Source organism: Bifidobacterium sp., from assembly GCF_022647885.1.
In the GTDB taxonomy this organism is placed as follows: Bacteria; Actinomycetota; Actinomycetes; order Actinomycetales; family Bifidobacteriaceae; genus Bombiscardovia.
On the sequence record NZ_JALCLM010000001.1, the window covers coordinates 1917029 to 1933891 of the forward strand.

Annotated in this window: 11 protein-coding genes; 2 read left to right on the plus strand and 9 right to left on the minus strand. The window is 48.9% G+C overall.

Annotation, left to right across the window (positions count from 1 at the left end; genetic code table 11):
- Positions 1 to 4 precede the first annotated feature (4 nt).
- Positions 5 to 4021, plus strand: coding sequence for an ATP-dependent RNA helicase HrpA (gene hrpA / locus LKI20_RS08105; protein ID WP_291772613.1), 4017 nt, complete (start codon positions 5 to 7; stop codon positions 4019 to 4021).
- Positions 4022 to 4134: 113 nt separating this feature from the next.
- Positions 4135 to 5082: a hemagglutinin gene (locus tag LKI20_RS08110; RefSeq protein WP_291772616.1), complete on the plus strand. Its 948-nt coding sequence runs from the start codon at positions 4135 to 4137 to the stop codon at positions 5080 to 5082.
- A gap of 121 nt (positions 5083 to 5203) precedes the next feature.
- Here LKI20_RS08110 and LKI20_RS08115 read toward each other — a convergent pair whose 3' ends face one another.
- From LKI20_RS08115 to dnaE, 9 genes are all read right to left on the minus strand, one after another.
- Positions 5204 to 5923, minus strand: a complete 720-nt coding sequence (locus tag LKI20_RS08115; RefSeq protein WP_291772619.1) for an endonuclease III domain-containing protein — start codon at positions 5921 to 5923, stop codon at positions 5204 to 5206.
- A 25-nt stretch (positions 5924 to 5948) separates the two neighbouring features.
- Positions 5949 to 7286 carry a type I glutamate--ammonia ligase gene (glnA, locus tag LKI20_RS08120; protein WP_291772621.1) on the minus strand — a complete coding sequence of 446 codons (1338 nt, stop codon included), beginning with the start codon at positions 7284 to 7286 and terminating at the stop codon, positions 5949 to 5951.
- A gap of 94 nt (positions 7287 to 7380) precedes the next feature.
- Complete coding sequence (gene priA, locus LKI20_RS08125) at positions 7381 to 8100, minus strand: bifunctional 1-(5-phosphoribosyl)-5-((5-phosphoribosylamino)methylideneamino)imidazole-4-carboxamide isomerase/phosphoribosylanthranilate isomerase PriA (protein WP_291772623.1); 720 nt, start codon at positions 8098 to 8100, stop codon at positions 7381 to 7383.
- 177 nt (positions 8101 to 8277) lie between these two features.
- A complete protein-coding gene (gene hisH / locus LKI20_RS08130) occupies positions 8278 to 8931 on the minus strand; it encodes an imidazole glycerol phosphate synthase subunit HisH (protein WP_291772626.1) in 654 nt (217 codons plus the stop codon).
- Positions 8932 to 8944: 13 nt separating this feature from the next.
- Positions 8945 to 9703, minus strand: coding sequence for a hypothetical protein (locus tag LKI20_RS08135; protein ID WP_291772629.1), 759 nt, complete (start codon positions 9701 to 9703; stop codon positions 8945 to 8947).
- On the minus strand, positions 9700 to 10299 hold the full coding sequence (gene hisB / locus LKI20_RS08140) for an imidazoleglycerol-phosphate dehydratase HisB (RefSeq protein ID WP_291772631.1): 600 nt from the start codon (positions 10297 to 10299) through the stop codon (positions 9700 to 9702). The genes LKI20_RS08135 and hisB overlap by 4 nt, the downstream gene beginning before the upstream one ends.
- Before the next feature lie 179 nt (positions 10300 to 10478).
- A complete protein-coding gene (locus LKI20_RS08145; RefSeq protein WP_291772633.1) occupies positions 10479 to 11630 on the minus strand; it encodes a histidinol-phosphate transaminase in 1152 nt (383 codons plus the stop codon).
- A complete protein-coding gene (gene hisD, locus LKI20_RS08150; protein ID WP_291772636.1) occupies positions 11627 to 13024 on the minus strand; it encodes a histidinol dehydrogenase in 1398 nt (465 codons plus the stop codon). Before hisD ends, LKI20_RS08145 begins: the two co-directional genes overlap by 4 nt.
- 171 nt (positions 13025 to 13195) lie before the next feature.
- Positions 13196 to 16756 carry a DNA polymerase III subunit alpha gene (dnaE, locus tag LKI20_RS08155; RefSeq protein WP_291772639.1) on the minus strand — a complete coding sequence of 1187 codons (3561 nt, stop codon included), beginning with the start codon at positions 16754 to 16756 and terminating at the stop codon, positions 13196 to 13198.
- Positions 16757 to 16863 lie beyond the last annotated feature (107 nt).

Consider the following 16863-nt stretch of genomic DNA (forward strand, 5'->3'; position numbering starts at 1 on the left):
CTCTATGATTTTTGATTATCCACAAGAACTTCCTGTCAGCTCCGCTAAACAAGATATCGAGGCGGCGATTCGCCAATCCCAAGTCGTTATTGTTTCAGGGCAAACTGGCTCTGGGAAAACCACCCAGATACCTAAGATTGTGTTAGAAATGGGTCGCGGCACTCATGGATATCAGATTGTTCATACACAGCCACGAAGAATCGCTGCACGCAGTGTTGCGGAACGCATTGCCTCAGAAATGCATACCAAACTTGGTAAAGAAATAGGGTTTCAAGTTCGTTTCACCGATGAGAGTTCGGCAGATACCCGACTGCGCGTAGTCACCGACGGCATCCTTTTAGCTCAGATTCAGCGCGACCCGATGCTGAAAGCATATGACACCATCATCATCGATGAGGCTCACGAGCGCAGTTTGAATATTGATTTTTTACTGGGGTATTTAACTACGCTGCTGCCGAAGCGCCACGATCTTAAACTCATCATCACTTCAGCGACTATTGACTCAGTAAAATTCCGCGAGCATTTCGCTCAAGCCCTGCACACTGAAATACCAGTAATTGAAGTATCTGGTCGCACTTATCCCGTTCAGATTGTCTACGAGCCCACAGATGGCTTTCCTGCACTTATGCAAGAGGTCGCTGGTTTTAGCACCTCGTCTCGCCAAGATCGTGAAGATGCTCTCGATATGCCAGAAGCTGTGGCACGCGCCTGCTCGGAGCTCATCACTCATTCTCTTCATGATCGCGGTCCTCGTGACGTTTTGGTATTCGCTGCTGGCGAGCGCGATATCCACGATTTCGAACATGCCTTACGCCGTCACTTTGGCGAACGAGCCACCAATATGACCCGGCCTGACGCTATTGAGATTATGCCGTTGTTTGCTCGTCTGTCTTCAAAAGATCAGCACAAAGTTTTTGAGAACCATACGCATCAGCGAATCGTTATCGCCACTAATGTGGCCGAAACGTCGTTAACGGTACCCGGCATTCGTTATGTAGTAGACCCTGGGACTGCACGTATCAGTAGATACTCAAAAGCAGCAAAAGTCCAACGCCTACCAATCGAAGATATATCTCAAGCCAGTGCTGACCAGCGCGCAGGACGTTGCGGACGTTTAGCAGACGGTATCGCTATTCGCTTATATAGCAAGGAAGATTACGATAACCGCCCTCGTTTCACTGAGCCTGAGATACTACGTACTTCACTCGGAGCTGTGGTGCTACACATGCTTTCAGTCGGAGTTGCTCACAATGCTCAGGATGTAGCGAATTTCGGCTTCATTGACCAACCAGATATGAGAGCAGTTGCTGATGGATTCAACGAACTCACTGAGCTTGGTGCTATATCTCGCAAGCGTGGTGAAGTTCGACTAAGCAAAACCGGTAGGCAATTATCTCGAATACCCATCGATGTGCGTCTCGGACGAATGGTAATTGAAGCTTCTCATAGCACACCTAATGTGTTGGCATGCGTTTTGGTAATTGTTGCATTCCTCAGTCTTCAAGACCCTCGAGAGAGACCTGAGGAACATCGTGAAGAAGCTGATCGTTGTCATAATCGTTATGCAGACGAACACAGCGATTTCATGACTGCCTTGAATATTTGGGATCGTTATTTCCAAGCCGATGGTGAAAACAGCAATTCATCTCTCCGAAAATTATGTCGTAGCGAATACATGAGTTACATTCGTATGCGTCAATGGAAAGATCTTGTCCGCCAGCTGCATGAGATGACTCATGAATTCAAGTTCCATGTTGGTCAAGCTCTTCCTTCTCAACGTCCAGATATGCAAATACGAGAGTTACCACAGAACCAGCAGGCGGCCCATAGTCTGGCTTGTTCCTGGGATGACCAGAGCATTCATCGTGCTATGCTCGCCGGCCTGCTTTCTAACATTGGCATGCAGGTTATTCATGAGGCGAAGGCCTCTGACTTCACAGGGTTACAAGGTGCAGCTCGCGCTCGCGCAAAGAAAAGGGCCGCGAAGCTTGCACAAAATGATTATCAGGGAGCAAGAGGGACACGTTTCGCACTCTTCCCTGCTTCTGGGGTATCAAAAACCACGCCAACGTGGGTAATGGTTACTGGGCTTGTTGAAACTTCACGCCTCTGGGCAAGATATGCAGCTTCAATCGATCCTGCTTGGGCTGAATCACTCGCTGGTTCATTAACCAGAACGACATATGCTGAACCTCACTGGTCGGCTTCTCAAGGCGCTGCGGTAGCCAAGGCAAAAGTATTGCTTTATGGCCTGCCCATTGTTGAAGACCGGAATGTGCAATGGGGTTCTATCAACCCCGTCGAAGCCCGAGACATGTTAATCCGACAAGGTCTGGTGGAAGGCGACATACAACAACGCTTTTCCTATGATGGCTTCGTAGATGCCAATAGGACAATTCTTGAACAAGCAGACGAAGATGCCAGTCGTACCAGACGTATTGTGGACAGCGTCAGCGATGAGGATCTTGTCGATTTCTATGACAAGCTTATCCCCAACGATGTCACTTCGCTCGCTGCCCTTGCTGCATGGTGGAAGTCAGAGCATCAGCAACATCCACATATGCTTGATTTCGACCCTGAAGAGGTAGATCGTTTACGCGAAAACACCACAATCAGTCTTGATGACTACCCAGATCAATGGCATACCGTCGGCAGTGACGGTGCACCAATAAATCTTAAACTTAGCTATATCTACGACCCTCATGCTGATAATGATGGTGTAACTGTACACATACCATTAAAATATCTTTCCCGACTCAGCGAGGAAGAATTCACCTGGACAGTGCCAGGACTCCTAGATGATTTGATTGTAGGAACCATCAAATCACTACCCAAAACTCTGCGAGTGCAGTTCGTACCAGCACCCGACACGGCGAAGGCCATAAGAACCTGGATTGACGCCCACTACCCTGACCTCCCTGGGAGCGCTGCAGCCCAGAAGTCCGACGCAACACCAACTTGGCCAGATTTCTCGCAAGTGTTCACCAGCGCAGCAATAGCCGTCGTTGGAGCACAACTTCATCCTGGAATATTTAATGCAGAACAACTAAACAAGCTACCTACATTCACAAGGATGACATTTTGTGTTGAAGGGCACCACACTGGCAAAGGCCGTCATCAAAGAACCGGCACACATACCGTCCTTGGCTCTTCTCAATCTCTGCATGAGTTACAACTACAATTTGCTCAGCAAGCCGAAGCATCGGCCAGAAAACTGGTCAGCAATAAAGCAAAACAAGCAGCTGCAGCAGGCAAACTCGTTGAACAGAGCAAACTCCTGCATCGTGCAGGTGCGACAACGCAATCCCACTCCTCAATGCTCTGGCATGGTGCTCTGGATATGTTACGTATGCCGGTTGAACGAGTCACATCACGCTGGCTTGGAGCGGAATCATTGATGATGGCTTCTTCTCCGTATCCAAACACTAAAGCGTTGGTTGAAGATTTGCAGCTCGCCGCTGTAAAACGGCTCTTGCCTGATGTCCATAAGATTCCAGATGATACAGCTTTGCAACAAGCGGTCAGCGGCATCAAGCAAGTTTTCGAAGATACTGTATATGCGGTAACCCAAGATGTGGTAACCATTCTTAAGACTTTTGCTCAAGTGGATAACGCTGTTTCAGGACCGGCAGATCTACCACTTCTCGCCGTGTTGCAATGGATCCATACGCATATTTCAACCCTCGTGCATACAGGTTTTATCGCGCAAACCCCTGCTGGATCACTGACGTCAATAGAACGATATCTTCGGGCAGATATGCTCCGCTTGCAAAAAGCCAAGGCTGATAAAGCCCGAGATGTCCGTTGGGCTTGGCAAGCCGAAGAAGCTGAGCAGATTGTTGCTACGGCCAGTCATAACGCCCAGCAAGAGCCTGCTGGAGCGCTGCGTGAAGATTTGGTGGAACGCTCCGCACACGCACGCTGGATGTTAGAGGAGTTTTATGTGTCGCTTTGGGCACAGGAGCTGGGTACTTCTGGGCCTGTGAGTGTGCAAAGGATTCGTAAAATTATTTCTGGCTGAATCTTTCTCGGCGAACATCCACACACCCGATTTAAGATGACGGTAACAACACATGCATACCAATAATGTCTTCCCAACCAGTACCGAATTCATATGAAAGGGGTCACTGCCGAATGACCAGAAAACGCAGTGGAAAAAGCACGAGTAGTCATAGTGCCAAACACAGCAGGAGCAGCCGTTCGAGCAGCTCCGTCATCGGCAAAGCAATTGCTAAGCGTTGGAAGCATCTGTCGACTGTTCAACGAGTGACTGCCTCAATCGTCACCACACTCGTGGTCTTGTTGGTGATGACGTTGACCATGGGAGCGATTCGGTTTGCACAATACCTCACTGAGGTTCACAACGCACAAGAACGCCAACAGGAACTGACCAGTCAATATTCATTTAACCCTGGAAACATTATTACTGATGACCGATTCTTTGACTCAACCGTAATGGAATCCAGCGATGTGCAATCCTTCCTAAACGAAGAGGGTGCAGCATGCAGTGGCAGTAGTTGTTTGAAGAACTATACCGTTGATACACCAAACAAGCCTGCAGACGGCCTGTGCAAGGCCTATACAGGTGCTTCCAAGCAGAGCGCTGCCACCATTATTGATTCCGTCGCCAAAGCCTGTGGTATCAGTCAACGCGTACTACTGACGCTATTGCAAAAGGAGCAACATTTAGTTACTGCCACTTCACCCTCAGATTGGCAGTACAAATCTGCAATGGGATTGTCATGCCCTGACGATGCAGACTGCGACCCAGCATATGCAGGATTTTTTAATCAGGTATATGGCGCTGCAAACAGATTCAAATATTATCAAGCACACCAAGATCGATATTCTTATCACGAACAAGAGCTCAATACCATTCAGTACAGTCCAACCACCTCGTGTGGAAGCTCTCAGGTATTCATCGAAAATCGCGCCACAGCTTTGCTATATATCTACACCCCTTATCAACCTAATTCTGCTGCTCTCAGCGCAGGCTCAGGCGAAGGTAATGCCTGTTCAAGTTATGGAAATCGCAATTTTGCATTGATTTACACATCTTGGTTCGGTAATCCACGCGAATAATTCATTGAAAAAGGTGCTCGCACGTTTGTGTAGGGATTTAGAGCGAAACAGCAAGTATCAAGTCAGTATTTGCAACAAGATATACGGCAGAAAACGTAAAAATCCCTACACAAACGAATTACTATGCACGCAAAGCAGCAATATCGGCTAGAAATGACCCCTTCATAGACTCAGCACTGCGATGCACCTTACCAAATTCATCAATAAGGCCATGAAATTCCTGAAGCTCACTGAGAGTAAAGGCCTCGGATGCAATCTGTGGCATCATCCATGATCTGAAAGCCTCATAACCTTTAGGCACGTCGAATCCAAGGAATGTGCATAGCCTTCTGGCATAAGTATCAGCGATAAATACTTTGCGATCAAACACGTATAACAGCATGTCATCAGCTGTTTCTCCACCAATACCGAAGATATTCAATAACTGCGCTCTCAAATCGGTATCTGCCATTTCTCGTACCCTCTGAGGCTCGAAAGCGCATTGATCCTGATACCACTGACATAAGGATTGTAAAGCACGTGATTTGTTCTTCTGGAATCCGGAAGGTCGAATCAACTCCTGTAAACGGTTGTTATCAATATGTATCAGCGTTTGTGGATTGAGTGCTTCAGCAGCACGAAGCTGCTCTAAGGAACTCGCAACATTACCCCATGCCGTATTCTGTGTGAGAATCGCTCCGACCATAACTTCGAATCGCGTCTGTGCAGGCCACCAATGACTCGGACCCATAGTCTTGAGCATAAGCGAAAACACGTCACGGATGCTGAAAAGTTCATCCGTGACGTGTGACTGTGATACTTCGCGCTGCTGACCACGGGCGTCTGTACTGCTATGAATCATTCACATGCCCAAAGTCGTTGAAGTGCTACAAACGAGGTAGGTATTTCTGCAATTCGTAAGGTGTGACCTGCAAGCGGTATTCATCCCACTCCTGACGCTTATTACGAATGAAGTATTCAAAAGCATGCTCGCCGAGTACATCTGCTACGAAATCAGATTTCTCCATGATTTTTAGAGCTGAATCCAAGGAATCTGGCAAGGGCTGAATACCCATGGCCTGTCGTTCAGCATCTGTCAGCTCCCACACATCATCACTGGTTGGCTCACCCAGCGTCATCTGCTTCTCAATACCATCAAGACCGGCTGCTAAGAGTACCGAATATGCAAGATAGGGGTTAGTCACTGGATCCAGCGCGCGGAACTCCATACGAGCAGAATTTCCCTTGCCTGGCTTGTATTGAGGTATGCGCAGCAACGCCGAACGGTTGTTATGACCCCAGCAAATATAACTTGGAGCCTCGTTGCCGCCCCAAAGGCGCTTGTAGGAATTAACATATTGATCGGTGACTGCGGTGATCTCAGCAGCATGATACAAAATACCAGCTGCAAACTGCCTAGCAGTCAATGACATATTAAATTCTTGTCCCGCTTCGTAGAACGCATTAGCATCACCTTCAAAAAGACTGAGATGAGTGTGCATTCCAGACCCTGGTTGATTAGACAGCGGTTTGGGCATAAAGCTGGCGTGAATACCGCGTTCAAGCGATACTTCCTTGACCACCGTGCGGAAGGTCATAATGTTGTCTGCAGTGGTCAGAGCATCTGCATAGCGAAGATCAATTTCGTTCTGACCTGGGCCAGCCTCATGGTGAGAATACTCGACCGAAATGCCCATCTGTTCAAGCATATTGACCGTGGCACGACGGAAATCCATCCCTGGGCTACGCGGCACATGATCGAAGTACCCACCCTCATCAATAGGTGTAGGAACCTGTGACCAATCATTTTGACTCTCAAAAAGATAGAACTCAATCTCAGGATGCACATAGAATGTGAAACCTTTATCTTTAGCCTTTTCGAGCGCACGCTTCAATACTCGCCTAGGATCACCTAAGCTCGGATCACCTTCCGGTGTCATAATGTCGCAGAACATTCGGGCAGTGCCCTGAGGCCCTCCACGCCACGGCAGTATTTGGAAGGTTGATGGGTCTGGTTGGACAATCATGTCATCCTCAGAGACCCTCGTCATACCTTCGATGGCTGAACCGTCAAAGCCCAACCCTTCTTCGAAAGCCGCTTCTAGCTCTGCCGGAGCAATGGCTACGGATTTCAGGGTTCCCAAAACATCTGTGAACCAAAGGCGAATAAAACGTACATCACGTTCCTCAACTGTGCGAAGCGCGAACTCCTGCTGTTTATCCATACCTGCCATGCTTTCACGAGTTTATTTCCTGTGCAATACCATCAAGCGGTGTGTTGCACAAACCTTTTATGACGCTGCGTTAGTTTCATCACTATTAAACGACTGCCAGAGCCTGTTCAAGCGTAAAAGCCCCTGCATACAGTGATTTACCCAAAATTGCTGAATCAACACCAATATCATTGAGTTGTGCGATTGCGCGCAAATCATCGAGCTGAGCAATGCCACCCGATGCAGTAATCTTGGCCTTACTACGCTGCGCAACCTCTTTTAACAGTTCAATATTAGGCCCCTGCATCATTCCATCACGGGTGACATCGGTAACCACATATCGGGAGCATCCGACCTCATCAAGCTCTTGCATCGTTTCAAATAGATCTCCGCCCTCTCGCGTCCACCCACGAGCAGCAAGAGTGTGGCCACGAACGTCAAGTCCTATCGCAACTCTGTCGCCATACTGGCGAATCACATCTGCAGTCCACTGAGGATTTTCCAGCGCAGCTGTACCGATATTGACACGAGAAGCGCCCGCTTCTAGAGCAGCCTGAAGACTTGCATCATCCCTAACACCGCCGCTCATTTCAATATGCACCTGATCACCAAGCTCAGCTACGATTTGACGGAGCTGATCGCGGTTATCCCCTGTGCCGAAAGCTGCATCTAAATCAACTAGGTGAATCCACTGTGCACCACTGTGCAACCATGTACGCGCTGCTTCTAACGGACTTCCGTAATCAGTTTCAGAGCCAGATTCGCCTTGACGCAAACGTACTGCTTTGCCATCGCGGACGTCTACTGCGGGAAGAAGCGTCAACATACAGTGTCCTTTCGTTTTATGTTCACAGTATCTCAGGTCTTATATGATTTCGGCAAGAAGTCCATTTCATCGATGTGAAGCTCACACGTGTTGCGATGCACGCGTCAGCATCCATGCACACGGTATCGCTATTCTTCATCGCCACATTTCATACTCTCTACCTATATTGCTCAAGTATCAGCCTTGTGAAGGGAAGGTATTAATCCAATTACGCAATAGCTGTGCACCAGCCTGAGCTGACTTTTCAGGATGGAACTGAGTCGCACTAAGAGCTCCACGCTCATAAGCCGCCACAAAATGGCTCCGTCCATAATCACACCATGTAATACGACCTGACTCACCAGAAAAATCAACGTTTGGCACGTCGACATCGTCAGCGTTCATCGCTGCGAAAGAATGAACAAAATAGAAGCGCTCATTTCCCAAACCAGCTAATAATCTGCTCTCTGGATGTGCACTGAGTGTATTCCACCCCATATGTGGCACTACATCGGCATCAAGCGCGGTAACCTCACCACCAATTAGCCCCAAGCCTTGAGCATTCTCTTCATGTTCAGTACCCGCTTGAAACATGATTTGTTCCCCGACGCACACTCCAAGAACAGGTTTCCTTGCTTGAAGGCGGTCTTGAATTACGCGATCGCCACGAACGGACTTTAGTCCTTGCATACATGCAGCGAAAGCTCCGACTCCTGGTACGACAAGACCATCAGCCTGAAGCGCTTCCCTGTAGTCAGAAGTCAGAGTAACGTCAACCCCAAGATTGTCAACTGCTCTCAGCATCGAGCGGACATTACCAAAACCATAGTCAAATACCACGATTGAAGTCATAGCAACTCCTCACTCACTTACCTTCAGAACCCGCTGCATGATCTGTAAAACCAGGTCGCGTGTGCCGGTTGATTATTTCCATAGCAGATTCATCATCCAAGTCATCTGTATCATTCACCGAATACCCATCCACTTGAACCATACTGAGGTTTGATGCACCAATCAGCAGGTCCTCAACGCAAGACGAAGTAGATGCGAACAAGACTGGCGGGGAAAAGGTCTCCCCTTCGGTACCGTTCATCCATAGCTTAGCTTCGAGTTTATCGGCACGATTCACTGCCAATACTGCCGAAAGACCAGAAATAACAGATGTCAAATCAGCAGCAGCCTCCTCTGGTTCGTTTCCGGTCAAATCTCTAAGCACCGCGAATGCACCTTCGGGAGTATCGACACATGATGCAGCAATTCCAGCTAAATGACAAAACGCGGCTAGTAACTCTGCAGATGAGAGTCTAGTGATTAACGTGGCAATTTTCGCCTTGTTGCCGAGTAAACCCTCAAGCTCATCATCGAAGTCTGAACCTTCTAGCGAATCCGCATTCGGTGATGAATTATCATGCCCAGATTCTGTGGATGATTGGATTCCGGAGGATGCTTGTCTATTGTCGACATGTTCAGCATCTGCGGGCAGATTCGGCTCTTGCTTATCGCTATCTTCTTGAGCTTGCAATTCCTGTTCAAAGCCCGCCATAGCAGCATTGATTTCCTCATCACTTAAACGGAAATCATCATCAGATCCGGAATCCTGCTCATGATTATTACCTTGACTCACAGCGCACCCTTGGTACTTGGAATGCCTGAAACTCTAGGGTCAATCTCAACCGCACCACGCAAGGCACGAGCGAGAGCTTTGAACTCGGCTTCAGCGATATGGTGTGGATCGCGTCCCGCTAACAGAGTTAGGTGCAGACAAATTCCTGCGTGGAAAGCTATTGATTCCATCACGTGCCGCACCAAAGACCCCGTAAAATGCCCACCAATCATCGCATACTCGAAACCTTCAGGCTCTCCGGTGCACACTGCATAGGGACGACCAGAGATGTCGACTACGGCAGTCGCTAAAGCCTCATCAAGCGGTACGGTAGCATCAGCGAAACGACGGATTCCTCGCTTATCACCCAATGCTTGCTTCAACGCTTCACCAAACACAATAGCGATATCCTCTACCGTATGATGAGCATCAATATCGGTATCTCCTGTAGCTTTGATGCTTAAGTCAATCAAGGAATGTTTGCCAAGAGCAGTCATCATATGGTTATAGAACGGCACACTGGTATCGATCTGTGTTTTCCCCGTACCATCTAGGTTCAGGCTCAGCTCAACCTGTGACTCGCTGGTCGCCCTAGTTATCGAGGCAGTTCTATCCATGATTTCTCCTTAATGCAATGCTATCTAGTAACCAGCATAACGAGTTGTTGCTACAGATGGATTCTGCCCATGTTGTCTCCACACCCCAGCGCACTAGCTATACGAAGTAAGACCTATAGCATTCCTAAACTGCCAAAGTTACGATCAGACTTTTCCTTCACCTTGGCAGCACGAGTAGCTTAATCATGTAAACGTAGGACTTCAACAAATGCCTCACGGAAGCGAGCCATTTCTTCGTCTGTGCCCATGCACACACGCATCCATCCTTCTGGCCCTACAACACGAATCAACACACCACGATCCAGTAGCTCTGAGAATATGGCCTCGCGGTCGTCAAAAGTGCCGAATAGCACAAAATTCGATCCTGATGGAGCCACAGTTAACGGTGTGCCTTGGTATTGCTGCTGGGCGAGCCATGAAGCTGTTTGCTCCCTGGTTTGTCTGAGATGTTCTACAGTGCTGAGCTGCTCATCAGTGTGCTCGAAAGCTGCAAGAGCTGCTGCCTGAGTGACTGCACTCAGATGGTATGGCATACGAACGATGCGAACAGCATCGATGATGCCTTCGTCAGCAGCTAAATACCCCACACGCGCGCCTGCAAAGGCAAAAGCCTTTGACATAGTTCTACTAACCGCAAGATTATGGTGTTTTGAGACTAGCGCTACAGCTGAAGGAGTCTGAGCATCACGAAACTCCACATAAGCTTCGTCTACCACCAGAATCGGATGTGCCCCTGCAGCAGCACCACTAACTGATGCCTGTTCACAAGCCGCGAGCAGTGCTTCAATCTCATCATGTGGCAGGACAGTCCCAGTTGGATTATTCGGGCTGGTCACCAACACCATGGATGGCCCATATTCATTAATGGCCTCGATGGTACGGTCAACATTCAGTGTAAAATCTGCGTTGCGATGGACTAACTTCCATGTGGTAAATGTATCGCGTGCATACTCTGGATACATTGAATATGTCGGATCACAACCTAGTGCGATACGCCCAGGTCCGCCGAATGCCTGAAACAGCTGCAGCATAATTTCATTGGAACCATTAGCACCCCAAAGCTGCTCAACCCGTAGCCTTGCTCCAGACTCTTTGGCAAGATAGTCACTGAACGCTTGGCGTAGTTCAATATGCTCACGATCTGGGTAACGATTCAGCGTTGGTGCAATCTGAGCGACACGTTGAGCAATGCTGTCGACCACACTCTGCTCAAGCTGATACGGGTTCTCATTCACATTGAGACAGACAGGTACATCCAACTGAGGAGCACCATAGGGCTCCTCACCCAAAAGATCGTTACGTAGCGGAATGCTTGTTGGGATGGCACTCATAGCAAACCAGCCTCCTGCTCCTGTTGACGAAGCGTTGACTTGTCATAAGGGTCTTGTACGAATCGGCTAAGCACGCACTCACCATGCCCTGGGAGATCCTCACTGACAGCAAAAGCATTAATCTTTGAAGCAAGAGATTTCAATCCAGCTTCATCATATTCAATGACTTCCACAGGTTTCATAAAGGTATGAACGCCTAAACCACTTGCAAAACGTGCTGTACCGCCGGTTGGCAGAACGTGATTGGAACCAGACATATAGTCTCCAAGCGGCACCGGTGAATATGGGCCACGGAATATCGCTCCAGCATTGGAAATTTGAGCAATAACTGCATCAGCATCTTTGGTTTGAATCTCAAGGTGCTCTGCCGCATAGGCGTTGGCTACATCAATAGACTGGTCAATATCGTCGGTGAGAATGATGCCAGACTGACTGCCTTCTAAAGACGTTGTAACACGCTGCGCGTGCTCTGTGCGTGGCACACGTTTGAGCAAGCTATCTTGAACATGCTGTGCCAAAGCTTCATCGTCTGTTATCAGCACCGAGCCTGCGAGCTCGTCATGCTCTGCCTGTCCAATGAGATCAGCGGCAAGCCATTCGGGATTAGCACCAGCATCTGCAACAATGGCAATTTCTGTGGGTCCTGCCACAGCATCGATACCAACAATTCCAGAGACTAAACGCTTTGCTGTAGCGACGAAGATATTGCCTGGGCCAGTGATTTTATCTACAGGATCACACAGCACATCACCATCTTGAGGCTCCGAGCCTTGTGCACCATATGCGAACATTGCAATGGCTTGTGCCCCACCAACTGCGTATACCTCATCCACACCGAGTATGGCGCAAGTCGCCAGTATGGTCGCATTAGGCAATCCCTCAGGAGATGTTTTTGACGGGGGTGTGGCAATTGCCAAGGATTTCACACCTGCGGCTTGTGCCGGGACAACATTCATAATCACTGAACTCGGGTAGACAGCCTTACCGCCAGGCACATAGAGACCTACACGCTGTATTGGTATCCATCGTTCACTTACACGAGCGCCTGGCGCTAAATCAGTGTGAAAATCCTTCGGGACCTGTGAAGCACTCACAGCCCTTGAGCGACGTACTGACTCCTCAATTGCCGCATGCACTTCAGGATCTAACTGTGCTAATGCTTGTTGCATTTTTTCAGCTGGAACGCGTAACTGTGTCGGACGCACGCCATCGAAGCGCTCGGCAAAATCTCGAAGTGCAGCAGCGCCACGCTGATGCACCTCATCGAGAATCGGTTGGACCAGTTCACTCGCCTCGGATGTGCCCATCTGTGCACGAGGCATAGCCTGAAGTAGTTCGGAACGCGTAAGTTTCTGTCCGCGCAGATCTATGGTTCTCATCAGATTGTCCGTCATGATACTGATGGTAGATTCCACCAATGACTACTAGGGCTTGAAGACTGCCCGACACCCACATCGTGAGATACCCACATCCTGAACACCGAAACTGTGCAAACAAGCATCCTAAACCGGAGAATTCCGGGTCTTAGCATGCTTATATGCACAGTTTGCGAAATATGTCTGCTATCACGCAGCGGTAAGGCACGACGGTCCGAATACTGTTTTAATCTCAGCAAAAAGACTGGTGTCACGCTTGATGCGATATCCATCTCCAAAGGTCATCACGGTTGCATTGCCTTGTGCATCAGGAACTAATAATTTCACTTCACAGTATCCCGGGTGCGAGCGCAATATATTGCTCAGTTGCCCCATACGAGCAGTGTCTAAGGCTATAGGCGGCAAGGCAATCACTAGAGGACGCTCATCAACCGATTCAAGCGTAGGCTTTTCCATCTCCATAGCTCGCATCGAGACCGTTTCATCTCGCACTTCAATCTGCCCACGTATGCGTACCACAGTATCGACAGCGAGATCGACCGCATTAGCTTCATACACTTTGCCAAAGAACATGCATTGTATTGAACTTTCTAGATCCTCAACAGTCACAATGGCCCAAGCGTTGCCCTTCTTGGAAACACGACGGTCGACACCAGTAATCAAACCCGCGATGGTGACCGCTTGACCGTCTCCCATCGTTTTGGCTTTATCAATCAGTTGCGCAATCGACATATCTCGTAATCCAGCCAAGACTGAAGTCATGCCGCTTAGGGGATGATCAGAGACATATAGGCCGAGCATTTCTCGCTCAAAATTGAGTTTGGTGGATTTATCCCACTCGTCAATGTCTGGCACGACTACCGCAGCGTCACCCATCGCATCGTCGGACTGTTCATCGCTCACATCCGCAAAAAGATCAAACTGCCCTTCGGCTTGTTTGCGTTTAAGAGGGACCAATGAGTCGATAGCAACCTCATGAATTTGGTACAGTGCTCGCCGGTTAGGATCAATTGCATCGAAGGCGCCAGCCTTGATCAAAGATTCCAAGGAGCGCCTGTTCAACACATTAAGAGAAACTCTGCGTACAAAATCCACAAAGTTTATGTAGCGCCCGTGATCACCTTCACGCTCTGAAACAATATCCGCCACAACCTTGTCACCAACATTACGTATAGCTCCAAGACCGAAACGCACCACATCACCAACTGCTGAATATTCAGACACCGATTCATTCACATCAGGAGGAAGTACTTGGATGCCCATACGTCTAGCTTCGCCGAGGTAGAGCGCTGTTTTATCTTTGTTTGTACGCTCATTTTGTAGCAAAGCAGCCATAAATTCTACTGGATAATGCGTCTTGAGATAGGCGGTCCAATAAGAAATCATGCCGTATGCAGCAGAGTGGGCCTTGTTGAAGGCGTAGCCGGAGAACGGCACCAGAATATCCCAGACGGCCTGTGCGGCCTGTTCCGAGTATCCGTGCTCCTTCATTCCGGCGAAGAATGGCACGCGTTCCTTGGCCAGTACCTCGGGCTTCTTCTTACCCATTGCTCGACGCAGCACATCTGCTTTACCCAGTGAATATCCAGCCAAAATTCGAGCTGCGGACTGCACCTGCTCCTGATAGACGATCAGACCGTAGGTCTCGTCAAGCACGTCTTTCAACGGTTCGGCTACCTCTGGATGGATAGGCTCAATCTTTTGCAGACCGTTCTTGCGTTTGGCATAGTTGGTATGCGAGTTCATATCCATAGGTCCTGGACGATACAGGGCGATTAATGCGGAGATGTCGTTGAAGTTATCCGGTCGCAAGGTCTTGAGCAGTGAGCGCATACCATCGCCATCGAGCTGGAAGACACCCAAGGTGTCGCCGCGTGACAACAGCTGGTAGGTTTCCCTGTCATCCAACGGAATCTGCTGAATGGTGATTGGATCTTTGCCGTTACGCTCGATGTTCTTGAGCGTGTCACGGATAACCGTGAGATTGGAAAGCCCAAGAAAATCCATCTTAACCAGACCTAGCGTTTCACAGGTGTGGTACTCAAAGGTCGTCGTAACAGTGCCGTCGTTGCGCTCCATCAACGGTGAGGTGTCGGTGATCGGGTTCGAGGCCATAATCGTGGCACAGGCATGCACACCTGTCTGCCGAATCATGCCTTCTATACCTTTTGCCTCCTCGGTGATGCGTTTGACATCGGGGTCGGAGTCATATAAATCTCGAAATTCTCGAGCCTCGGGGAATCGTTTAGACGTGGCATCAAAGATGTCTTTGAGGCTCATATCCTTACCATTGACCGATGGAGGCAACGCCTTGGTTACTCTGTCGCCCATCGAGAATTCGTAATCCATGATGCGAGCGGAATCTTTCAAGGCTTGTTTGGTTTTGATGGTGCCGTACGTCACACATTGTGCAACTTTGTCACTACCATATTTGCGGGCTACGTAGCCCAATACACGCATACGTCCCTCTGGGTCAAAGTCCACATCGATATCAGGTAGTGAAACTCGTTCAGGATTCAAGAATCGTTCGAAAATCAGTCCATGCTTAATTGGATCTAGTTCGGTGATTCCCATTGCATATGCCACCATCGAGCCTGCTGCAGAACCACGCCCAGGCCCCACCATAATGCCATTTTCCTTAGCCCAATTGATGTAATCAGCCACCACCAAAAAGTATCCAGCGAATTGCATCTGGCAGATCACGCCGCACTCATAATCGGCCTGCTGGACGACACTTTGCGGCACACCGCCCGGATACCGTTCCTCGAGCCCTTCCTCAACCAGATGCAGGAATAGCGAAGTCTCGTCCCAACCTTCTGGACAGTCGAAGCGTGGCATAAAAGCACCATCTTCGTGATCGTCAAACATGACGTTGCAGCGTTCCGCGATATCTAATGTGTGATCGCAAGCCTCTGGAAATTCTTTAAAGAGTTCACGCATCTCCTGGGCAGATTTAATGTAGTAACCGCTGCCATCAAATTTGAATCTCCCAGGCTCATCGAGTCGAGAACCAGAATTAATACACAACAGAGCATCTTGTGCGGAAGCATCTTGCTCGTGGACATAATGCGAATCATTGGTTGCCAACAGCGGAGCATTAATCTGTTTCGCCAGTCGAAGTAAGTCTTTGGTGACTCTACTTTCAATCTCCAAACCGTGATCCATTAATTCAACGTAATAATTTTCTTTACCGAAAATATCTTGAAATTCTGATGCCGCGCGCAACGCCTCGTCATATTGCCCCAAACGTAGACGTGTCTGCACAATGCCTGATGGACATCCGGTAGTAGCAATCACTCCCTTGGAATGTTGCGAAAGCACTTCCTTATCCATGCGGGGCCACTTCCCCACCAGACCTTCAAGATTAGCGATCGATGAGGCTTTCATGAGATTTACCAAACCCTCATCATTACTGGCTAGCAGCGTCATATGCGTGATAAAGCCACCGCCAGATACATCATCTGATCGTTGAGCTTCTGTCCCCCACCGCACGCGAGTTCGGTCTTGACGAGCAGTTTCAGGCGTGACATATGCTTCAATCCCGATAATCGGTTTTACCCCAGCTCGCACAGCCGTGCTCCACATTTCGTAGGCGCCATGCATATTGCCGTGATCAGTAATAGCAATAGCTGGCTGACCCAACTCTTTTACTTGCTCCACCAGATCAGGTATGCGCGAAGCTCCGTCGAGCATCGAGTAATGGGTATGTGTGTGCAAATGAACGAAGTTGGAGTCGACGGAGGAAGTCATAACTCTAATCTAACAGCACCGGGCAATCTCGAAATGATACAAATCTCAGCAGATGCCATGAGCAACAGCGTTACAAACACTGTGAGACCTTGCTCCACAAAGCTTTG